A 21,466-nucleotide genomic window follows, 5' to 3' on the forward strand; every position below is an offset into this window, starting at 1 on the left:
TAAACTTTACAGCAAACCGGCATGCTTAAGCGCCGCTTTGACGATTTCACGAGCATTATCCGTGATTGGCGTCATCGGCAGACGTAGCGTATCGGTCGCCACAAGTCCCAACTCCTTACACGCCCATTTCACTGGGATAGGATTGGGTTCGACAAATAGTTTGTTGTGTAACGGCATCAGACGCTGGTTAATCACCCGCGCCTCGGCAAAGTTCCCGGCTGCCGCCAGTTTGCACATTTCGGCCATATCGCGTGCCGCAACGTTAGACGTCACGGAAATCACGCCATGACCACCGAGCTGCATAAAATCCAGTCCGGTCGCGTCATCACCGCTGAGCAGAATAAAGTCGTCTGAAACCAGCTCTTTGATCTGGTGAACGCGACTTAAGTTCCCCGTGGCCTCTTTAATAGCGATAATATTTTTTACTTTCGCCAGGCGACCAACGGTTTCCGGCAACATATCGCAGCCGGTACGGGACGGTACATTATACAGAATTTGCGGCAGGTCAGTATGTTCAGCGATGGCTTTGAAATGCTGGAACAAACCTTCCTGGGTTGGGCGGTTGTAGTAAGGCGTCACCGTCAGGCAGCCGACAACACCACTGTCGTTGAAACGCTGCGTCAGACTAATGGCTTCCGCGGTCGCATTAGCGCCGGTTCCGGCAATCACCGGAATACGCCCGTCGGCCAGCTCCAGGGTCATCATCACCACATCGCCATGCTCATCATGACTCAGGGTGGCAGACTCACCGGTGGTGCCAACCGAAACGATCGCCGAGGTGCCGCTGGCGACATGATAATCAATCAGTTTTTTCAGGCTCGACCGGCAGACTTTACCTTTCTCATCCATCGGCGTAACAAGCGCGACAATACTTCCCGTGAACATGGGCCATCCTCTGTGCAAACAAGTGTCTCAATGGTACGTTTGGTACGACAATAAAAGCAAGCGACCAGAGCCGTTCTGATTGTTGTATGCATGTTTTTTTTATGCTTTCCTTATGATTACCTCACCGCTCAAAGGAAGAACAGGTTTGACATCGTCATCGCAACACTATCTGGTCATTACTGCGCTGGGTGCTGACCGCCCGGGAATTGTGAACACCATCACACGTCATGTCAGCAGTTGCGGCTGTAATATCGAAGACAGCCGACTGGCCATGCTGGGTGACGAGTTCACGTTTATCATGTTGCTGTCGGGCACCTGGAATGCCATTACCCTAATTGAATCAACCTTGCCGTTGAAAGGTGCAGAGCTGGATTTACTGATTGTGATGAAGCGCACGACCGCACGCCCCCGTCCGGCGATGCCCGCTACGGTATGGGTGCAGGTCGATGTTCCTGATTCTCCGCATTTGATTGAACGCTTTACCGCCCTGTTTGACAGCCACCAAATGAATATTGCGGAACTGGTTTCACGCACGCAACCGGCTGAGAACGGAAAGGCGGCACAGCTGTTTATTCAAATTACCGCACATAGTCCTGCGTCACATGATTCGGCAAATATTGAAGATGCGTTTAAAGCACTCTGTACAGAACTCAATGCGCAAGGCAGTATTAACGTCGTCAATTACTCACAGCATGATGAACAGGATGGAGTTAAGTAATGAACCCACTGAAAGCCGGTGATATCGCACCGAAATTTAGCTTGCCGGATCAAGACGGAGAACAAGTAAATTTAACCGACTTCCAGGGACAGCGTGTTCTGGTTTATTTTTACCCGAAAGCCATGACACCCGGCTGTACCGTACAGGCCTGCGGCCTGCGCGATAACATGGATGAGTTAAAAAAAGCAGGTGTTGAAGTGCTGGGAATCAGCACCGATAAACCAGAGAAGCTTTCCCGATTCGCGGAGAAAGAAGTCCTTAACTTCACGCTCCTGTCCGACGAAGATCACCAGGTTTGCGAGCAGTTCGGCGTCTGGGGTGAGAAGTCATTTATGGGCAAAACCTATGATGGCATCCACCGCATCAGCTTCCTGATTGATGCTGAAGGGAAAATTGAGCATGTGTTTGATGACTTCAAAACCAGCAACCACCACGACGTGGTAATGAACTGGCTGAAAGAGAACGCCTGATTTACATTTTGCCAGATAGCGCCTGATGGTGACGCCACGCGTCTTATCAGGCCGCCATCCGCATAACTCCGTAGCCGGATAAGGCGTCTACGCCGCCATCCGGCATCAACGTCGTTTATTCAAACGTCCCTTTTACACAGGCTTTTTTCTCTCTGACGACGGCTTTTCCCTTCGCCCACAGGTGATGAACTTCAAGCGCATCATTGAGCACCAGAATGTCGGCATCGCATCCCACCGCCAGACGCCCTTTATGTTCCAGTCCCAAAAATTCTGCGACCGTTCGCGTCAGCGGACACAGCGCCAGTTCCAGCGGTATGGCATGAACCTTCACCAACTGGCGCACTGTTTCAGCCAGTGATTCAAACCCTGCGACACCGATGCCGATAAGATTACCGTAGTCATCAAATTCCGGCTGGCTACCGTTGCCGTCTGAACTCAAGGTAATACGCGACAGCGGCACGTTCTGGCGTAGTGCCGTGGCGATAGCCGTGGCCGGGTCGACGGGTTCATCAATGCTGCTGGTAATGTCGATATAACCGCCTTTGCGGGCATACTCCAGCGCCGACTGAAACAGCGGTTCCGCACGATTGACGTGTGTGGGCAGCAGCTTGGTAATCGGTACATCGCAACTGTCGAGGATCTGATGCAACGGCTCCAGCATGCGCGGGCTGTCGCCCATATGGAAGACGCTAATCCCCGGCTTGCGCCCTAACAATCCGCCAACGCGCGACTGCGCCGCCATGTTTGCCAGCGCCGAGGTGTCCGGGGCTGAAGAACGATGGTCCGAAACAGCACATTTCACGCCAATGATTTTATCGATCAGCGCCACATCGCGATCGATACTGCCGGTGATGGTCGGAGAAGGCAGAGAATACGCCCCGGTCAGCATCCATGCGCTAATGCCTTCAAATTCCAGCGCGCGGGTTTTCGCCAGCAGCGATTCAGGGTGACGGGTAATACCATCTGTCCCCAGCAATCCCACCACCGAGGTGACGCCAGCTTCAACCAGCCGCGACAAGCGCACTTCCGGCGTGCGGGTGTGCGGCCCCGCTTCTCCGCCGCCGCCAATCAGATGGACGTGTTGATCGATAAATCCTGGGCACACAATCGCACCGTTAAGATTGATACACTCGCAGCCAGGAAAATCGTCAGGGGAAATCGACGGCGCGATGGCAACAATTTTGCTGTCAGACACCAGTATATCCTGGCGTCCTAAATCTTCCGGCGCGTACACGTGTCCCTGCAGGAACAACGTCAAATTAAGAATGGAACAGTTCATAACCTTCCTTGTCAGGCAATAACCTGCATAACCCAAATAGAGAGCAGCGCATTAATTACGCATACCGCAATAATAAGCGGGTAATAACGGGGATGGACTCCCGCGGTACCCAGACAGCGTCCCACATTTTGCACCGGATTGCCCATCAGGTAGATAGCCGGTAACAGCACCGTAGCATCATGTCCCGAAAGCGTACCGGCGACAACCAGGCTGGCGCAAACACCGACGCCGCCTCCCATACTCATCACCGCCGCCAGCAGTACGGTAGCAGATTCCCCCGGCAGTCCCCACAGCGCCATTACCGGCTCACATACCCGCCCGACAATCTCGAGCAGTCCCGTCACCTTCAGCGCCTGAATAATCACAAACGCCATTACCACGTTAGGCAACAGGCTGGTTGTTGCAATAGTGAATCCGCGCCGTGCGCCATCGATAAACATATCCATGACGTTTTTACGTACTTGCGTTGTCATCTCACGCCTCCTGCTTCGTACGGCGATTTTCCAGCTGCGCAATCCACAAACGCAGCAGGTTCGCACCCACAAATTTGAAGACAAGGATCACCGCCAGCGGCGTAATCACCGGAACGGTAACCATCGTAAACAGCGCAGCACCCGAGGAAAAATAGTTGGTAATACACGCACTGCCGCTGGTTTGCCAGCAGGCAAAAATGGCACGTTCCTGTTCAGTGATAATGCCCTCTTCCGCCATTTCTTTAGTCATCCCTGCCGCAGCATCGGTATTTTGCAAATTCGCAATCAGCGCCAGCGAGCAAATACCCGGAATACCGAGTAACGGGCGCAGGACTGGCGTCATCAGTTGCTGCGCCGCACGCAACCCTCCCAGCCCTTCGGTGACGGAAATTATCCCGAGTGAAAGAATGACGGAAGGCGCCAGCTCAAGCGCGAATAAGAAGCCGTCTTTTGCGCCCATACCGCCCGTGCCGCGAAAAGAGACCGCCGTGTCCCCCGCCGCATTAATCTGCCCAAACGCACCGTTGAGAACGGTGAAATCAAAGACTCGCCACCATTCGGTACTTTTCGCAAACATGCCGGAAAAAAGAATAATCGTAATAAAAAAAGCGAGATAACCGCCCCATCCCACCTTCTGCTGCGTGTGTGTGTTGTGACCCATTTTGTTCTCCTGTTGGCCTTATTCCTTGCGTGACTTAAAGACATCACGCGGGTCAAGTTAAAGACAAACGCAGAGAAAAACGACACCAGAAGAGATTATTCAGAATGTGTGGATAGAGGTCAGACAAGTTCGGCTCCGGCGACATTGCATCGCCGGAGCAAACAGATTAGGGTTCATCAACGACCTGACCATCCGGCCAGGCATGCATTACCGCTTTGATTAACGTCGCCAGAGGAATCGCAAAGAATACGCCCCAGAATCCCCACAGGCCGCCGAATATCACCACTGAGAGAATAATCACCAGCGGATGCAGATTTACCGCCTCGGAGAACAGCACCGGCACCAGCAAATTACCGTCCAGCGCCTGGATTATCAGATATACGGCAAAACAGCTCCAGAACTCGGTGCCAAGCCCGAACTGGAACAATGCCACACCGACCACCGGAATAGTGACCACGAAAGCGCCGATATACGGGATCAGCACGGAGAAGCCTACCAGCACCGCCAGCAGCAGCGAATAGTTGAGGCCAAACAGCAGGAAGCCGAGCCAGGTCGCCACGCCAACCACCACCATTTCCAGCACCTTGCCGCGGATATAGTTGGTGATTTGCTGGTTCATCTCTTTCCACACCTGCCCCGCCAGTCCGCGATTACGCGGCAGCACCCGACGCACTGCGTTCAGCATTTGTCCTTTATCTTTGATCAGGAAGAACACCATCAACGGGACGAGAATCAGATACACCGCCAGCGTCAGCAATCCGACCAGTGAAGCCAGCGAATATTTCACCACCGAATCGCCCATGGTGAGCATTCGCGAGCGCATATTCTCCGCCATCGCATCAATAATGCCCGCATCCATCAGCGCCGGATAACGCCGCGGTAAGGTGGCGGCAAAATCAGACAATTTATTGAGCATGCCGGGCATATCGCGGATCAGGTAGATCCCCTGTTGCCATGCAACGGGCATTACCACAAACGCCATCAGCAGCAAAATACCGACAAACACCACCAACACAATCGATGTCGCCCAACGCCGTGAACAACCAATATGTTCCAGCCGTACTGTCGGCCATTCGAGCAGGTACGCCAGCACAATGGCGACCAGCAGCGGCGCCAAAAGACCGCTAAAAAAGAACAGGATGCCAAAACCGGCAACAAGAATAATCAGCAAGGCGATGGCTTCGGGGTCGCTAAAGCGGCGGCGATACCATTGCATCAACATTTCGAGCATAAAACCCTTCCATGAATCCAATAGCGGGATTGCGATCCCGAATTGTATCGAAATGTCACAAAAAAGACTTCGCTTTTTATAGCGGATTACGCAAAGTGAAAAGTCATTTTTCCTGGGTGTTCATCGTCAGGTTTCGCAGTTACACTCCCTAAGCTTGCGGAGTGTGAACGAAACTTCACGGCATTGGTCAAATGGCTATCTCAAAAAAGAATACAGGACAGAGGTTATGTTCAGGCAGTTGAAAAAAAACCTGGTTGCTACCCTCATTGCTGCACTGACCATCGGTCAGGTTGCGCCCGCATTTGCCGAAACCGCGGACACCCTGCCTGATATGGGAACCTCGGCAGGGAGTACGCTTTCCATAGGACAGGAAATGCAGATGGGCGATTATTATGTACGCCAGCTGCGCGGCAGTGCGCCATTAATTAACGATCCGTTGCTGACGCAATACATTAATGCGCTGGGGATGCGTCTGGTCTCGCACGCCGACTCGGTAAAAACGCCCTTCACCTTCTTTTTGATTAACAACGATGAAATCAACGCCTTTGCTTTCTTTGGCGGCAACGTTGTTTTGCACTCCGCACTGTTCCGCTATTCCGATAACGAAAGCCAACTGGCATCGGTTATGGCGCACGAAATTTCCCACGTTACGCAGCGTCACCTGGCGCGTGCAATGGAAGACCAGAAACGCAGCGCGCCGCTAACGTGGGTGGGTGCGTTAGGGTCAATTTTATTGGCGATGGCCAGCCCGCAGGCGGGTATGGCGGCGCTGACCGGTACGCTGGCGGGTACACGTCAGGGGATGATTAGCTTTACGCAGCAAAACGAACAGGAAGCAGACCGCATCGGTATTCAGGTACTGCAACGCTCGGGATTCGATCCCCAGGCCATGCCGACGTTTCTGGAAAAATTGCTCGATCAGGCCCGTTACTCTTCGCGTCCACCAGAAATTTTGCTGACTCACCCCCTGCCAGAAAGCCGTCTGTCGGATGCCCGTAACCGCGCCAACCAAATGCGTCCGGCTGTCGTCCAGTCTTCAGAAGATTTTTATCTGGCCAAGGCACGCACCTTAGGCATGTACAACTCTGGTCGCAACCAGCTGACCGATGACCTGCTGAGTAACTGGTCGAAAGGCAACATACGTGAGCAACGTGCGGCGCAGTATGGCCGGGCATTGCAGGCAATGGAGGCCAGTAAATATGACGAGGCACGTAAAGCACTGCAACCGCTGCTGGCGGCAGATGCTAACAATGCCTGGTATCTCGACCTGGCAACGGATATCGATCTCGGTCAGAAGAAAACCAGCGATGCCATTAATCGGTTGAAAAACGCCCGCGACCTGCGCACCAACCCGGTACTGCAGCTCAACCTGGCAAATGCGTATTTACAGGCCGGGCAAGCCAAAGAGGCAGCGACCATCCTGAATCGCTATACGTTTAACCATAAGGACGACCCTAACGGCTGGGATCTGTTAGCGCAAACGGAAGCCAACCTGAACAACCGTGATCAGGAACTGGCAGCCCGCGCGGAAGGGTATGCCCTCGCAGGACGTCTGGATCAGGCGATTTCGATGCTCAGCAGCGCAAGCTCACAGGTCAAGCTGGGTAGCCAGCAGCAGGCCAGATACGATGCCCGTATCGACCAGCTACGCCAACTGCAAGAGCGCTTTAAACCGTATACGAAAATGTAATTATCGAACCCTTGCCGGATGGCGATATGTAGGCCAGATAAGGTCTTTTGGTCGCCATCCGGCAGGATTGTTATGCAAGGAGAAGTCATGTCAGACGCGATTAAAATCTACCATAACCCACGCTGCTCCAAGAGCCGTGAAACGCTGGAGTTACTGAAATCCAACGGCGTGGACCCGGAAGTGGTGTTGTATCTGGAAACCCCGGCTGACGCCACAACCCTGTGTGAATTGCTGCAGATGCTGGGCATGTCCAGCGCGCGCGAGCTGATGCGCAAGAAAGAAGATCTCTATAAGTCACTTAATCTGGCGGACGTAAATCTGAGTGAAGATGCGCTGATTCAGGCAATGGTGGAAAACCCGAAATTGATGGAGCGCCCGATTGTGGTTGCCAAAGGCCAGGCGAGAATTGGACGCCCGCCGGAGCAGGTACTGGAAATCATCGGTTAACCTGAAACCTGCCGCAGTCTTTTCGGCTGCGGCGCTTACAGCTTCAGTATCTCTTTTACGAATGGAATGGTCAGCTTACGCTGGGCGGTGATCGATGCATGATCAAGCTGATCCAACGTCATAAACAGCGTACGCATTTCTCGATCCAGACGCTTGAGCAGGAAGCGTCCCACATCTTCCGGCAGTTCAAACCCACGAAGTCTGGCGCGTAATTGCAACGCCTGCAGCTTATCTTCATCGGAAAGCGGCTGCAGCTTGTAGATTTGTCCCCAGTCCAGGCGCGAGGCGAGATCCGGCAACCCCAGATTCAGCTGTCTTGGCGGGCGATCGCCGGTGATCAGCAGACGCGTTTTCCCCGACTCCAGGATGCGGTTGTAGAGATCAAAGATCGCCATTTCCCACAGCGAATCCCCGGCCACACATTCGATGTTATCGATGCATACCAGCGATAAATGCTCCATACCGTCGAGCACCTCGGGGACGAACCAGGTACGCTTGTCGAGCGGCACATAGCCTACCGCATCGCCGCGCGCGGACAGTTCCGCACAGGCTGCATGCAGCAAATGACTACGGCCAGCGCCTTCACGCGACCAGAGATAAATATACCCGCTATGGTCCTGACGCAGCACGTTTTGCAGTGCAGCCAGTAAAGAGGAGTTATCCCCCGGCCAGAAACTTGCGAAAGTTTCGTCGTCAGGAAGATAAAGTGGCAAAGAGAGCTGTGCCGGTGTGTTCAGAGATACCTCAACCCAGGATTTCATAAAATCGCGTTGAGTTTAACACAGAAATACGTCGTGATAGAACCGGGCAGCATCGCCACCCGGTAAGAGATTTACTGTTGCGGACTGTCGGCATCTTCCGCGTCAAGCACGACTTCTTCCGGACGCAGCAGGCTGATAACTTTGAAAATCAGGCTCAGACAAACGCCAACAATGGTCGCCAGCGCCATGCCTTTCAGCTCAGCGGCACCAATGTGAACTTTCGCACCACTCACGCCAATGATCAAAATAACCGAGGTCAGGATCAGGTTTTGCGCTTTGTTGTAGTCAACTTTTGACTCGATCAGTACGCGAATACCGGAAGCACCAATCACGCCGTACAGCAGCAGCGATACGCCACCCATGACCGGCAGTGGAATGATTTGGATCGCCGCCGCCAGCTTGCCCACACAGGAGAGCAGAATGGCAAAAATTGCCGCGCCGCCGATAACCCAGGTACTGTAAACACGAGTAATCGCCATTACGCCAATATTTTCACCGTACGTGGTGTTCGGCGTAGAGCCGAAGAAACCAGAGATAACCGTAGACAGGCCGTTGGCAAACATTGAACGATGCAGGCCAGGATCGCGAATCAAATCTTTTTTCACGATATTCGCCGTTACCACCAGGTGTCCAACGTGTTCAGCGATGACCACCAGCGCCGCCGGCAGAATGGTCAGAATGGCAACCCATTCAAAGCGCGGCGTGTAGAACGTTGGCAGAGCAAACCAGTGGGCCTGCGCAATCGGCGTGGTGTCCACGACTCCCATCACGAAGGAGAGCGCGTAGCCGGCCAGCACCCCAATCAGAATCGGGATAATCGCCATAAAACCGCGGAACAGTACAGAGCCAAATACCGTAACCGCCAGCGTCACCATTGAGATGATGATGGTTTTTGAATCCGGTAATTGTCCCTCTGCGGGCAGTAACCCCGCCATGCCCGCAGCGACGCCAGCCAGCTCCAGACCGATGACGGCAACGATTGCGCCCATCGCCGCAGGAGGGAACATGACATCCAGCCAGCCGGTTCCTGCTTTCTTAACGATGAAAGAAACCAGGCAGAACAGAACGCCGCACATAATGAAACCACCCAGCGCCACTTCATACCCTAACGGCAGCAACAGCAGTACCGGGGAAATAAATGCGAAGCTGGAACCCAGATACGCAGGAATTTTACCTTTACAGATAAAGAGATACAGCAACGTACCAATGCCGTTAAACAGCAGAACGGTAGCCGGGTTGATGTGGAACAGGACTGGCACCAGTACCGTTGCGCCAAACATGGCGAACAGGTGCTGCAAACTAAGCGGGATTGTCTGTAAAAGCGGCGGTCTTTCACTCACCCCGATAGCACGGCGCGTCATAGTGTTTTCCTCTGAGTGTTGTTTGTTATTAGCCTTGGGTTGTTATATTCAAAAAAAAGCCGACTCTTAAAGTCGGCTTCTTTTCACTTATTCGTTTACTTGGTACCAAAAATCTTATCGCCGGCATCGCCGAGCCCCGGAATAATGTATCCGTGCTCGTTCAACCCCTGATCGATGGAGGCCGTGTACAGCTCAACATCCGGGTGCGCTTTTTCCAGTGCCGCGATACCTTCCGGTGCCGCAACCAGGACCAGCACTTTAATGCTGGTGCAGCCTGCATTTTTCAGCAGGTCGATGGTGGCGATAACGGAACCGCCGGTTGCCAGCATCGGGTCAACGATCAGCGCCATACGCTCATCGATGTTAGATACCAGCTTCTGGAAGTACGGAACCGGCTCCAGCGTTTCTTCGTTACGGTACATACCAACCACGCTGATACGCGCGCTCGGAACGTTTTCCAGTACGCCTTCCATCATGCCCAGGCCCGCACGCAGGATTGGCACAACGGTGATTTTTTTACCTTTGATTTGGTCAACTTCAACCGGACCGTTCCAGCCTTCAATGGTCACCTTTTCGGTTTCCAGACCAGCGGTTGCTTCATAAGTCAGCAGGCTGCCAACTTCCGAGGCGAGTTCACGAAAGCGTTTAGTGCTGATGTCGTTTTCACGCATCAGTCCCAGCTTGTGTTTGACGAGTGGGTGTTTGACTTCCACGATCTTCATACTCTTCTCCTTTCCTCAGACGAGTGGCAACCACAAAAAAATCGCCGGATTATACCGCTTTTCGTCTCTGGCGCAACACTGGATACGCTTGATATGGATCAACCAAAGTCGTTTGCGTCTGGATGATGAGTATAAAACAAGCCCCGCATTATTGGCGGGGCTGGCTGTCAATACTATGAATTTTATAGATATTCAGCATTGGTCTGGATAACGTTTTGATACCATGAAAAAGATTTCTTCGGCGAGCGTGCTAACGTTCCGCTTCCGTCATTATTTTTATCAACATAGATAAAGCCGTAGCGTTTTTTCATCTCCCCCGTCCCGGCCGAGACTAAGTCAATACAGCCCCACGGGGTATAACCCATCAGGTCCACGCCATCTTCCACTACCGCTTTTTTCATTTCGCTGATATGTGCGGCCATATAGTCAATACGATAGGAATCATCTACCGAGCCGTCGGCCTGCTGCACGTCAATCGCACCAAAGCCGTTTTCGACGATAAACAGTGGCAGTTGGTAATGATCCCAGAACCAGTTCAGCGAATAGCGCAGACCAACGGGATCAATCTGCCAGCCCCAGTCCGATTTCTGCACGTACGGGTTGGAAACCAGACTTTTCGACTCGTCGTAGTCCAGCTGTGGGTTGTCTGCCGTGGCCTGCGTTGCGAAAGACATATAGTAGCTAAAGCCGATGTAATCGACACAACCCTCGGTCAGCGCCTGACGGTCTTCCTCGGTGATATCAAGATCAAAGCCACGCCGGGCAAAGTAGTTGAGAAGATGCTGCGGGTATTTGCCGCGCACATGGACATCGGTAAACCAGTAACGCCGGTGCATGGCGTTCATCGCCATCATCATATCGTCCGGCGCGCAGGTCAGTGGATAGATAGGACACATGGCAATCATGCACCCTATCTGCAATGCCGGGTTAATCTCACGCGCAGCCTTTACCGCCAGTGCGCTTGCCACCAGTTCATAGTGCGCCGCCTGGTACATAACCGGCTCGCGGTCTTCACCGGGCTGGTATTTCAGGCCAGAGTTAGTAAAAGGCGCGAAGTCTTCGTGATAATTTGCCTGGTTGTTAATTTCATTAAACGTCATCCAGTACTTCACTTTGTGCTGGTAACGGGTAAAAACCACTGCGGCAAAACGGACAAAGAAATCGATAAGCTTACGGTTACGCCAGCCGCCATATTCCGTCACCAGATGGTATGGCATCTCGAAATGCGACAACGTAATCACCGGTTCAATGCCATATTTCAGGCATTCGTCAAACAGGTCATCATAGAACTGCAGGCCAGCCTCATTGGGTTGCGCTTCGTCGCCTAAGGGGAAAATACGCGTCCAGGCAATCGAAGTACGAAAACATTTAAACCCCATTTCGGCAAACAGTTTAATGTCGTCTTTATAGCGGTGATAAAAATCGATGGCGTCGTGGTTAGGGTAGTTTTTACCGGCAATCACACCGTCAGTGATTTCACGCGCCACGCCATGCGCCCCCGCCGTCATGACATCGGCAACGCTAATTCCTTTTCCACCTTCCTGCCAGCCACCTTCCAGTTGATGAGCGGCTACGGCACCACCCCACATGAAATCTGCTTTAAATCCTGACATCCCCTTCCCCTCTCGTGATTACTCTGTGCAAAACGCTGTTGATGAGGTCTGCAACAGAAAACAGAAACCGGTTTCAGTACGATACTGTGTATTCAGCAGGCAGGTTTCAAGCACAAGACTGTACCCGGTTTCATTTTCGTGGCGCAGTTCAAACAAATAGATAAATGATTGTAAAATGCTGAAAAAATCAGCACATAAAACTTGATGCAGAGCAGGCTCGCAAACGTTTGCTTTCCCTGTTAGAATTGCGCCGAATTTAACTTTTACTGCAAGTAAACATGTGGGGAAGCAGGCAGTGACCGATAAAACCTCTCTTAGCTACAAAGATGCCGGTGTTGATATTGATGCAGGTAATGCTCTGGTTGATCGAATCAAAGGCGTAGTAAAGAAAACTCGTCGTCCGGAAGTTATGGGTGGTCTGGGTGGCTTCGGTGCGCTGTGCGCATTGCCGCAAAAATATCGTGAACCGGTACTGGTTTCCGGCACTGATGGCGTCGGCACAAAACTGCGTCTGGCGATGGATCTGAAACGCCACGACACTATCGGCATTGACCTCGTCGCAATGTGCGTCAACGACCTCGTGGTTCAGGGCGCTGAGCCGCTGTTTTTCCTCGACTACTATGCTACCGGCAAACTGGATGTGGATACCGCAGCCAGCGTCATTAACGGTATTGCCGAAGGCTGTCTGCAGTCTGGCTGTGCGCTTGTCGGCGGTGAAACGGCTGAAATGCCGGGGATGTACCACGGCGAAGATTACGACGTGGCAGGCTTCTGCGTTGGCGTCGTCGAAAAATCAGAGATCATCGACGGTTCAAAAGTGGCTGACGGCGACGTACTGATTGCACTCGGCTCCAGCGGTCCGCACTCCAACGGCTACTCTCTGGTGCGCAAAATTGTTGAAGTCAGCGGTTGTGACCCGGAAACCACCGAGCTTGAAGGCAAGCCGCTGGCCGATCACTTACTGGCCCCGACCCGCATTTATGTCAAATCCATTCTGGAATTGATTGAGAAGGTTGATGTGCATGCCATTGCCCACCTGACCGGCGGTGGTTTCTGGGAAAATATTCCACGCGTTCTGCCAGACAACACGCAGGCTGTGATCGACGAATCTTCATGGCAGTGGCCAGCCGTCTTCAACTGGCTGCAAACGGCGGGTAACGTCAGCCAGCATGAGATGTATCGCACCTTTAACTGCGGCGTAGGCATGGTTATCGCCCTGCCAGCTTCTGAAGTGGACAAAGCCCTTGCTTTGCTCAATGAGAAAGGTGAAAACGCATGGAAAATCGGTATCATCAAAGCTTCTGATTCCGAACAGCGTGTGGTCATTGAATGAAAAGCATTGTGGTGCTCATTTCCGGCAACGGAAGCAATTTGCAGGCGATAATCGATGCCTGCGAACAGAATAAAATCAATGGCACCATACGTGCAGTATTCAGTAACAAGGCCGATGCGTTCGGCCTTGAGCGCGCACGCGAAGCGAATATTCCTGCACACTCGCTGGAAGCCGCCCAGTTTGCCAGTCGCGAAGCATTCGACCAGCAACTGATACAAGAGATCGACGCTTATACCCCCGATGTCGTGGTGCTGGCCGGTTATATGCGCATTCTAAGTCCGGCGTTTGTTGCTCACTATTCTGAACGATTGCTGAATATCCACCCGTCTTTATTGCCGAAGTATCCTGGCCTGCACACGCACCGTCAGGTTCTGGAAAACGGAGATGAAGAGCATGGCACCTCCGTCCATTTCGTCACCGATGAACTGGACGGCGGACCGGTTATTCTCCAGGCCAAGGTTCCGGTATTTGAAGGCGACAGCGAAGATGATGTCACGGCACGAGTCCAGGCCCAGGAACATACCATTTACCCGCTGGTGGTAAGCTGGTTTACTGATGGTCGCCTGAAAATGCGTGATAACGCAGCATGGCTGGACGGCGTTCGTCTGCCGCCACAAGGCTACGCCGCCGACGAATAATAAAATCAACCTGTAAACCGGATCTCACCATCCGGTTTACAGGCATAAATACCTTTTCCGGTTAACATCTCCGGTATTCATCTACGCTCCCCCCTTTCTCTTTGCTATCAGACGGTTTATTGTCATATTTTTCTGGCACTGTTGGACATCTGAGAGCAATGCTCGCCATAATAAATCGGTAGTGTCCCGTGAATGAAACGGAGTAAAAGTGGTAATGGGTCAGGAAAAGCTATACATCGAGAAAGAACTCAGCTGGTTAGCGTTCAACGAACGTGTACTCCAGGAAGCTGCTGATAAGTCAAACCCGTTGATCGAACGGATGCGTTTCTTAGGCATCTATTCCAATAATCTCGACGAGTTTTATAAGGTTCGTTTCGCCGAACTGAAGCGCCGAATCATTATTAGCGAAGAACAGGGTTCAAACTCTCACTCCCGCCATCTGTTAGGTAAAATCCAGGCCCGCGTATTAAAAGCCGATCAGGAATTTGACGGCCTGTACAACGAGTTGCTGCTGGAGATGGCGCGCAACCAGATTTTCCTTATCAATGAACGTCAGTTGTCGGTCAATCAACAGAGCTGGTTACGCCATTACTTCAAACAATATCTTCGCCAGCACATTACACCGATCCTGATTAACCGCGAGACGGATTTAGTTCAGTTTCTGAAAGATGACTACACCTATCTGGCGGTGGAAATTATCCGCGGCGATACGATCCGCTACGCGCTGCTGGAAATCCCTTCCGACAAGGTTCCCCGTTTTGTGAATCTACCGCCGGAAACCCCGCGCCGTCGCAAACCGATGATCCTGCTGGACAACATTTTACGCTACTGCCTTGACGACATTTTCAAAGGGTTCTTTGATTACGATGCGCTGAACGCCTATTCGATGAAAATGACTCGCGACGCCGAATACGATTTGGTGCACGAGATGGAATCGAGCCTGATGGAGCTGATGTCGTCCAGCCTGAAACAGCGTCTGACCGCAGAGCCTGTACGTTTTGTCTATCAGCGCGACATGCCCAATGCGCTGGTCGAGGTACTGCGTGAAAAGCTGACGATTTCTCGCTACGACTCGATTGTTCCCGGCGGGCGTTACCATAACTTCAAAGACTTTATTAATTTCCCCAACGTTGGCAAAGCTAACCTGGTGAACAAACCGCTGCCGCGTTTGCGCCATATCTGGTTCGATAACGAGAAGTTTCGTAACGGCTTTGACGCCGTTCGCGAACGCGACGTGCTGCTATATTATCCGTATCACACTTTTGAGCACGTTCTTGAGCTGTTGCGCCAGGCCTCTTTCGACCCGAGCGTGCTGGCGATAAAAATCAACATCTACCGTGTGGCCAAAGACTCGCGCATCATTGATTCGATGATCCATGCTGCGCACAACGGTAAGAAAGTCACCGTGGTGGTGGAGTTGCAGGCTCGCTTTGATGAAGAAGCCAACATTCATTGGGCCAAGCGTCTTACCGAGGCAGGCGTTCACGTCATCTTCTCCGCGCCGGGCCTGAAAATTCACGCCAAATTGTTCCTTATCTCGCGTAAAGAAGGTGATGAAGTTGTGCGCTATGCGCATATCGGGACGGGGAACTTCAACGAAAAAACGGCGCGTCTCTATACCGACTACTCGTTACTTACCGCCGACTCACGTATTACCAACGAGGTTCGTCGGGTGTTCAACTTCATCGAGAACCCGTATCGTCCGGTGACGTTCGATTATCTGCTGGTTTCTCCGCAGAACTCGCGCCGTTTGCTGTACGCGATGATTGACAAAGAAATCGCCAACGCGCAGCAAGGACAGCCTTCCGGTATCACCCTAAAACTGAATAACCTGGTCGATAAAGGCCTGGTTGATCGTCTCTATGCGGCCTCATGCTCAGGCGTGCCAGTCAATTTATTGATTCGCGGTATGTGCTCTTTGATTCCGAATCTGGAAGGCATTAGCGACAATATTCGCGTGATAAGCATAGTTGACCGCTACCTTGAACACGACCGGGTTTATATCTTCGAAAACGGTGGCGACAAGCAGGTATACCTCTCCTCCGCAGACTGGATGACCAGGAATATCGACTATCGCATCGAAGTCGCCACACCGCTGCTGGACCCGCGTCTTAAGCAACGGGTGCTGGATATTATCGATATCCTGTTCAGCGACACGGTGAAGGCTCGCTTCATCGATAAAGAACTCAGTAATCGCTACGTACCACGCGGAAACCGCCGTAAGGTTCAGTCACAATTGGCGATATACGACTACATCAAATCACTCGAGCAACCTGACTAACGCTATGCCAATACACGACAAGACTCCACGACCGCAGGAATTTGCTGCGGTCGACCTTGGTTCAAACAGTTTCCATATGGTCATTGCCCGCGTGGTTGATGGCGCAATGCAGATTATCGGGCGACTGAAACAGCGCGTTCATCTGGCGGATGGCCTCGGCGAAGATAACAAGCTGAGCGAAGAGGCAATGGAGCGCGGATTAAGCTGCCTGTCGCTGTTCGCCGAACGTCTGCAGGGCTTTCCCCCATCAAGCGTATGCATCGTGGGAACCCATACTTTGCGTCAGGCGCTAAATGCGACCGATTTTCTCAAGCGAGCAGAAAAAGTTATCCCCTACCCGATTGAGATTATTTCCGGTAATGAAGAAGCCCGACTGATTTTTATGGGCGTGGAGCACACCCAGCCGGAAAAGGGTCGTAAGCTGGTTATTGATATCGGCGGTGGTTCAACAGAACTGGTGATCGGCGAAGATTTCGAGCCCAAACTGGTGGAAAGTCGTCGTATGGGCTGCGTCAGTTTTGCTCAGATGTATTTCCCGGGCGGCGCTATTAGTCGGGAAAACTTCCAGCGTGCGCGCATGGCGGCAGCGCAAAAGCTTGAAACCTTAACCTGGCAGTTTCGCATTCAGGGCTGGAACGTTGCGCTGGGCGCGTCGGGCACGATTAAAGCGGCACACGAAGTGCTGCTGGAGATGGGCGAGAAAGATGGTTTTATCACCCCCGAACGCCTGGACAAACTGCGATCCGAAGTGCTGAAGCATACGTCATTCGATGCGCTCAGCCTGCCGGGGCTGTCTGAAGAACGAAAAGCGGTGTTTGTGCCGGGACTCGCGATTCTGTGCGGCGTTTTTGACGCACTGGCTATCCGCGAACTCCGCCTTTCTGATGGTGCACTACGCGAAGGCGTGCTGTATGAGATGGAAGGTCGTTTTCGCCACCAGGACGTTCGCAGTCGTACCGCGAGCAGCCTGGCGAACCAGTACAATATCGACAGCGAACAGGCCCGGCGCGTACTGGAAACGACGATGCAAATGTACGACCAGTGGCATACGCAGCAGCCAAAGCTGGCCAATCCACAACTGGAAGCGTTGCTGCGCTGGGCGGCGATGCTGCATGAGGTTGGGCTGAACATCAACCACAGCGGTTTACATCGCCACTCGGCGTATATCCTCCAAAACAGCGATTTACCGGGTTTCAATCAGGAACAACAGCTGATGATGGCAACCCTGGTTCGATATCATCGCAAAGCGGTGAAACTGGATGATTTGCCCCGCTTTACGCTGTTCAAGAAAAAACAGTTTTTGCCGTTAATTCAGCTGTTGCGCCTGGGCGTGCTGCTGAATAATCAGCGACAGGCGACCACCACGCCACCGACGCTGACCCTAATTACCGACGACAACCACTGGACCTTACGCTTTCCGCATGACTGGTTTAGCCAGAATGCGCTGGTGCTGCTCGATCTGGAAAAAGAGCAGCAATACTGGGAAGCCGTTACCGGCTGGCGTCTCAAAATTGAAGAAGAGAGCTCACCCGATATCGCCGCATAAGCTCTCAGCAGGTGCCAGTTCTTCTGGCACCTGTTCTTCCAGCATTTCATGCAACGGCTGCGGTTTACCAATCAGATACCCCTGCATGTAATCAATCCCCAGCGAAATTACCGCACTGCGTATTTCTTCGCTTTCGACGTACTCCGCGACCACCAGCATTCTTTTCATCCGCGCCAGATGGCAAATAGAGGCCACGATTTGATAGTCGAGGCTATTCGAAACGATGTTGCGAATAAAGCTGCCATCAATTTTCAGGATATCGGCATTCACATTCTTCAGCCGCGCATAGCTGGCATATCCGGTACCAAAATCATCAATCGCAATCTGACAGCCCAATGATTGCAGCTGCAGTAACGTTGCCTGCGCCTGTTCCGCATTGGTTAAGGCATTGCTTTCCGTTACTTCAAAAATCAGTTGCCACGGTTCAACTTTGTACTTAATCAGCAGTTGGTTGATGTCATGCGGAAGCCGGGCACGGCATACCGATGTGGGAGATAAGTTAATAGCAAACCGACGAGCGGGCATTTTTTCCCGATTCTGCGCCATAAACTTCAGCGTATTTTCAATCACCCACAGATCGATGCTGGATGACAATCCAAACTCATGCGCTACCGGTAAGAAGCTGTCAGGACCGATGGTTTCACCATCATCCCCCTCTAGCCGCAGCAGAATTTCATGATAAACATCGCCGCGCACGCCTGAAATCGGCTGCGCCATCAGGAAAAAGCGATGGTGCTCCAGCGCCAGTTGCAGACGATTCATCATCGCAACCTTATCTTTCAGGTCACGTTGCAGGTGCATCACGCCTCGGCGCTGCAAATTCTCTGGCGCATTGGTCGCCAGAGAAAGCTCGGCGATGGTGCTTAACTCCCCCAGTAACAAGTAGATGTGATTAACAGGAGAACGGACATAGCAAAAACTAATCCCCACCTGCGGCTGTAAAGGCATGCCATCCCAGATAAAACGAAACTGCTTGATATGCCTGTCCAGCGCTTCAATACGCTCCTGATGCGACTCGGTGTTAAAACGCAGAACTAAATCATTACCCGATAACTGATAGACATGCTCATCTTGTTTCAGCAATGGCTTTACCCACTGGGCAAGTTTTTGCTTGTACTGGATACGCAGCATAATGCCGTAATTTTTCACCAGCAGTTCCATACCCGGAACACTCAAAAAGCAAAGCACTGACCATGGCGCTTTTCTCAAATCCCGGTTCAAAGCGCGCAAATTCGGAATATGCACCATGGGGTCAAAGAAGGCCAGACGATGAGAATGTCTGGCGACAATTCTCTGGCGCGTTGCCAGTACGGCAATAAAATTCACGATGAAGGAGAAAACCAGGTAACTCGATGAGGTAATGGCAAGTTGCACATCGTAACCCGAATACCAGGGCATATAGCGTTGATAATAATGAATTGCTGTAATGAGTACGAGCATCCATATTAACGAAATAAATTTATAACCGTAACGCATTGCTCCCCATAGCATGACGGGCAGCATCAGTGACAAGGTATAATTCGTGCTAAATATCGAGCTTTTCTCATCTAGCGGCATACACAACAATGTCATTAGTATGGTCAATATAATCAACCAGACCGCAAACTCTGTTTTGGTAACTTTGGTATCAAACTGCTGCTTTAATTGAGATAAATAGCCTCTGATATACAAAGGATTACGAATCGTGCGAATGATAAAGTAGCACAGTGGAACCCCAACCAGATTCCCGGCCAGCATGGCCTGATAGTTGATCAACGTGCCGGTATTAAGGGGCATAACGCCCACCATGCCGGATTTGCTCTCATAGACGCCCACAAACGCGGCGAAATGGAAGAATAGCAGAAACAGCGTTGCCGGGCAGAAAACCTGCCAAAACATGTGCTGAAACATCAGGTGGGAGTCACCGTAAGAAACGTTATTCCGCCGGGGAGCAAAAACTTTATACCCTCCCCAACTGAGCACTATCGTAACTATAAAGTGCGAAATTATTGAGAGCATTTCAAATAACCCAACCTGCGGATATTTGTACCAGATGATGGAAATGATAATTCCTGGTAATGCCGCCCAGCCAAAAAACAACATCAGGCTAATCATCAGCGCTAAAGGCAGGTAGAAAAGAATTACGTTCCCGGTACTAATATGGGCATAGGTGTTAGCAGTGCTCAATATAGGCAACAGCAAGGAAGGCAAGATGAGAGGTAACGCCCACCATCTATCTCTAATACCAATATAATTTTTATTGAGTTTCATAGATGCTCAGTAGAATCCCACGCATCCTGCAGGGGTATTCGGACAGGCATCCCACCTGACGTTAAAACGAAAAAGTTAAATACATTAAAATGACTCATCAATTTTAGTTGTCAGCAAAGGGTGATGCTTGATACACATCAATAAATAAGTCCCTCATTAATCAATTATTACTCTTTTCATGGTTTTTTATCGTTATCTCATTATTAATGCAAATAATAATATTAATTTCCATAACATAAATAGATAAAACAACTGAAGCAATTTTACATAAGGAAAAATTGACCATTCCCTCACAGTATGCCTTAATGTGACTATCGCCCTCAGTTGGGTACACTACAAGGAACCTTTTGTGAGCCAGGTTACCAGCCTACGCAAACGACACCGATTTAACAGTCGCATGATCCGGATCGTACTGCTTATCAGCTTTCTTTTCTTCTTCGGACGCTTCGTCTACTCCGCCATAGGTGCGTGGCACCACCACCAGAACAAAAAAGAATCTCAGCAGATCACCCTGCCGCAACAGGCATCTCCTGCACAAACTGACGTACGCTGATCGCTCGCGCCGAGCCGAGCCGAGCCGAGCCGATGATACTACAGCATTAAGATTCCTTACCGGATGGCTAATCGCCTGATATTTAACCATCCGGTAAGGGATTTGAGTGATGAAACTTCACGCAGTCTTACCCGCCCACACGTGCTGATATATCGTATAATCAACCGTGTTTTTCGCACAAATACACCATCTTTTAATCCCACTTCACCGCGCCATTCGCGCTGATTTTTTACGTTCCAGTGTACTGGATATAAAAAAGTTACACTGCGCTCAAATAGACGCTAATTAATATCGGCAGAAAATATCACTGACTAAAACATTCATATTTAGAATGAAATTAAATGCTTATTTGAATTGTTACCATTATTAAATTCTACAGGGTAATACCATGAGTACTTTTCATTATTTCCGTAAATAAGAAGCGGTGTTGAATGGATCGCAGACGTTAAGTGTGTGATTAACCCTACTATCGAGCAGGACTGTCGCATCGATAAAATTCGCGCAATAAAAAGCCCTCTGTAAAAAGAGGGCTTTTACATACTACCGGTTCAGAA

19 protein-coding genes are annotated in these 21,466 nt (G+C 51.3%); 9 read left to right on the plus strand and 10 right to left on the minus strand.

Annotation, left to right across the window (positions count from 1 at the left end):
* Positions 1–6 precede the first annotated feature (6 nt).
* Positions 7–885 (minus strand): 4-hydroxy-tetrahydrodipicolinate synthase, encoded by an 879-nt coding sequence (dapA, locus tag OGW44_RS05205; protein ID WP_016153972.1) that lies wholly within the window; start codon positions 883–885, stop codon positions 7–9.
* A gap of 145 nt (positions 886–1,030) precedes the next feature.
* Here dapA and OGW44_RS05210 point away from each other — a divergent pair, with 145 nt between their 5' ends.
* A complete protein-coding gene (locus tag OGW44_RS05210) occupies positions 1,031–1,603 on the plus strand; it encodes a glycine cleavage system transcriptional repressor (RefSeq protein ID WP_003037954.1) in 573 nt (190 codons plus the stop codon).
* The gene (gene bcp / locus OGW44_RS05215) at positions 1,603–2,073 is read left to right on the plus strand and encodes a thioredoxin-dependent thiol peroxidase (protein ID WP_003835095.1); all 471 of its coding nucleotides are present in this window, start codon (positions 1,603–1,605) and stop codon (positions 2,071–2,073) included. The genes OGW44_RS05210 and bcp overlap by 1 nt, the downstream gene beginning before the upstream one ends.
* 115 nt (positions 2,074–2,188) lie before the next feature.
* On the opposite strand, the gene iadA is transcribed toward bcp, so the two are convergent.
* The 4 genes from iadA to OGW44_RS05235 form a co-directional block, all read right to left on the minus strand.
* Positions 2,189–3,352: a beta-aspartyl-peptidase gene (gene iadA / locus OGW44_RS05220; RefSeq protein ID WP_185654972.1), complete on the minus strand. Its 1,164-nt coding sequence runs from the start codon at positions 3,350–3,352 to the stop codon at positions 2,189–2,191.
* An 11-nt stretch (positions 3,353–3,363) separates the two neighbouring features.
* Positions 3,364–3,825 carry a YjiG family protein gene (locus OGW44_RS05225; protein ID WP_003037948.1) on the minus strand — a complete coding sequence of 154 codons (462 nt, stop codon included), beginning with the start codon at positions 3,823–3,825 and terminating at the stop codon, positions 3,364–3,366.
* Between the two features lies 1 nt (position 3,826).
* On the minus strand, positions 3,827–4,486 hold the full coding sequence (locus tag OGW44_RS05230; protein WP_094761066.1) for a nucleoside recognition domain-containing protein: 660 nt from the start codon (positions 4,484–4,486) through the stop codon (positions 3,827–3,829).
* Positions 4,487–4,652: 166 nt separating this feature from the next.
* Positions 4,653–5,717 carry an AI-2E family transporter gene (locus OGW44_RS05235; RefSeq protein WP_016153975.1) on the minus strand — a complete coding sequence of 355 codons (1,065 nt, stop codon included), beginning with the start codon at positions 5,715–5,717 and terminating at the stop codon, positions 4,653–4,655.
* 226 nt (positions 5,718–5,943) lie between these two features.
* Between OGW44_RS05235 and bepA the strand changes: the two genes are divergently transcribed.
* On the plus strand, positions 5,944–7,407 hold the full coding sequence (bepA, locus tag OGW44_RS05240) for a beta-barrel assembly-enhancing protease (protein ID WP_016157117.1): 1,464 nt from the start codon (positions 5,944–5,946) through the stop codon (positions 7,405–7,407).
* An 87-nt stretch (positions 7,408–7,494) separates the two neighbouring features.
* Positions 7,495–7,854: an arsenate reductase (glutaredoxin) gene (gene arsC / locus OGW44_RS05245; RefSeq protein ID WP_137366958.1), complete on the plus strand. Its 360-nt coding sequence runs from the start codon at positions 7,495–7,497 to the stop codon at positions 7,852–7,854.
* Between the two features lie 35 nt (positions 7,855–7,889).
* On the opposite strand, the gene OGW44_RS05250 is transcribed toward arsC, so the two are convergent.
* The 4 genes from OGW44_RS05250 to OGW44_RS05265 form a co-directional block, all read right to left on the minus strand.
* On the minus strand, positions 7,890–8,591 hold the full coding sequence (locus OGW44_RS05250; protein WP_200049399.1) for a DnaA inactivator Hda: 702 nt from the start codon (positions 8,589–8,591) through the stop codon (positions 7,890–7,892).
* Between the two features lie 95 nt (positions 8,592–8,686).
* Positions 8,687–9,976: a uracil permease gene (gene uraA / locus OGW44_RS05255; protein WP_016157119.1), complete on the minus strand. Its 1,290-nt coding sequence runs from the start codon at positions 9,974–9,976 to the stop codon at positions 8,687–8,689.
* A 95-nt stretch (positions 9,977–10,071) separates the two neighbouring features.
* Entirely contained in the window at positions 10,072–10,698 is a 627-nt protein-coding gene (gene upp, locus OGW44_RS05260) for a uracil phosphoribosyltransferase (RefSeq protein WP_003835110.1), read from the minus strand.
* 182 nt (positions 10,699–10,880) lie between these two features.
* The gene (locus OGW44_RS05265) at positions 10,881–12,311 is read right to left on the minus strand and encodes a 6-phospho-beta-glucosidase (protein WP_047358229.1); all 1,431 of its coding nucleotides are present in this window, start codon (positions 12,309–12,311) and stop codon (positions 10,881–10,883) included.
* 295 nt (positions 12,312–12,606) lie between these two features.
* Here OGW44_RS05265 and purM point away from each other — a divergent pair, with 295 nt between their 5' ends.
* The 4 genes from purM (at position 12,607) to ppx (ending at position 18,109) form a co-directional block, all read left to right on the plus strand.
* Entirely contained in the window at positions 12,607–13,644 is a 1,038-nt protein-coding gene (gene purM / locus OGW44_RS05270; RefSeq protein ID WP_019077369.1) for a phosphoribosylformylglycinamidine cyclo-ligase, read from the plus strand.
* Positions 13,641–14,282, plus strand: coding sequence for a phosphoribosylglycinamide formyltransferase (gene purN / locus OGW44_RS05275; RefSeq protein ID WP_185654971.1), 642 nt, complete (start codon positions 13,641–13,643; stop codon positions 14,280–14,282). Before purM ends, purN begins: the two co-directional genes overlap by 4 nt.
* Before the next feature lie 214 nt (positions 14,283–14,496).
* Positions 14,497–16,563: a polyphosphate kinase 1 gene (gene ppk1 / locus OGW44_RS05280; RefSeq protein WP_185654970.1), complete on the plus strand. Its 2,067-nt coding sequence runs from the start codon at positions 14,497–14,499 to the stop codon at positions 16,561–16,563.
* 4 nt (positions 16,564–16,567) lie between these two features.
* Complete coding sequence (ppx, locus tag OGW44_RS05285) at positions 16,568–18,109, plus strand: exopolyphosphatase (protein WP_104651164.1); 1,542 nt, start codon at positions 16,568–16,570, stop codon at positions 18,107–18,109.
* Here ppx and OGW44_RS05290 read toward each other — a convergent pair.
* Positions 18,089–20,359 (minus strand): bifunctional diguanylate cyclase/phosphodiesterase, encoded by a 2,271-nt coding sequence (locus OGW44_RS05290; protein WP_137351749.1) that lies wholly within the window; start codon positions 20,357–20,359, stop codon positions 18,089–18,091. The two genes, ppx and OGW44_RS05290, sit on opposite strands and share 21 nt — an antisense overlap.
* Before the next feature lie 349 nt (positions 20,360–20,708).
* On the opposite strand from OGW44_RS05290, the gene OGW44_RS05295 reads away from it, so the two are divergent.
* A complete protein-coding gene (locus OGW44_RS05295; protein ID WP_047416419.1) occupies positions 20,709–20,912 on the plus strand; it encodes a YfgG family protein in 204 nt (67 codons plus the stop codon).
* Positions 20,913–21,466: the final 554 nt, after the last annotated feature.

The organism is Citrobacter sp. Cb023 (assembly GCF_030336805.1).
GTDB lineage: Bacteria > Pseudomonadota > Gammaproteobacteria > Enterobacterales > Enterobacteriaceae > Citrobacter > Citrobacter braakii.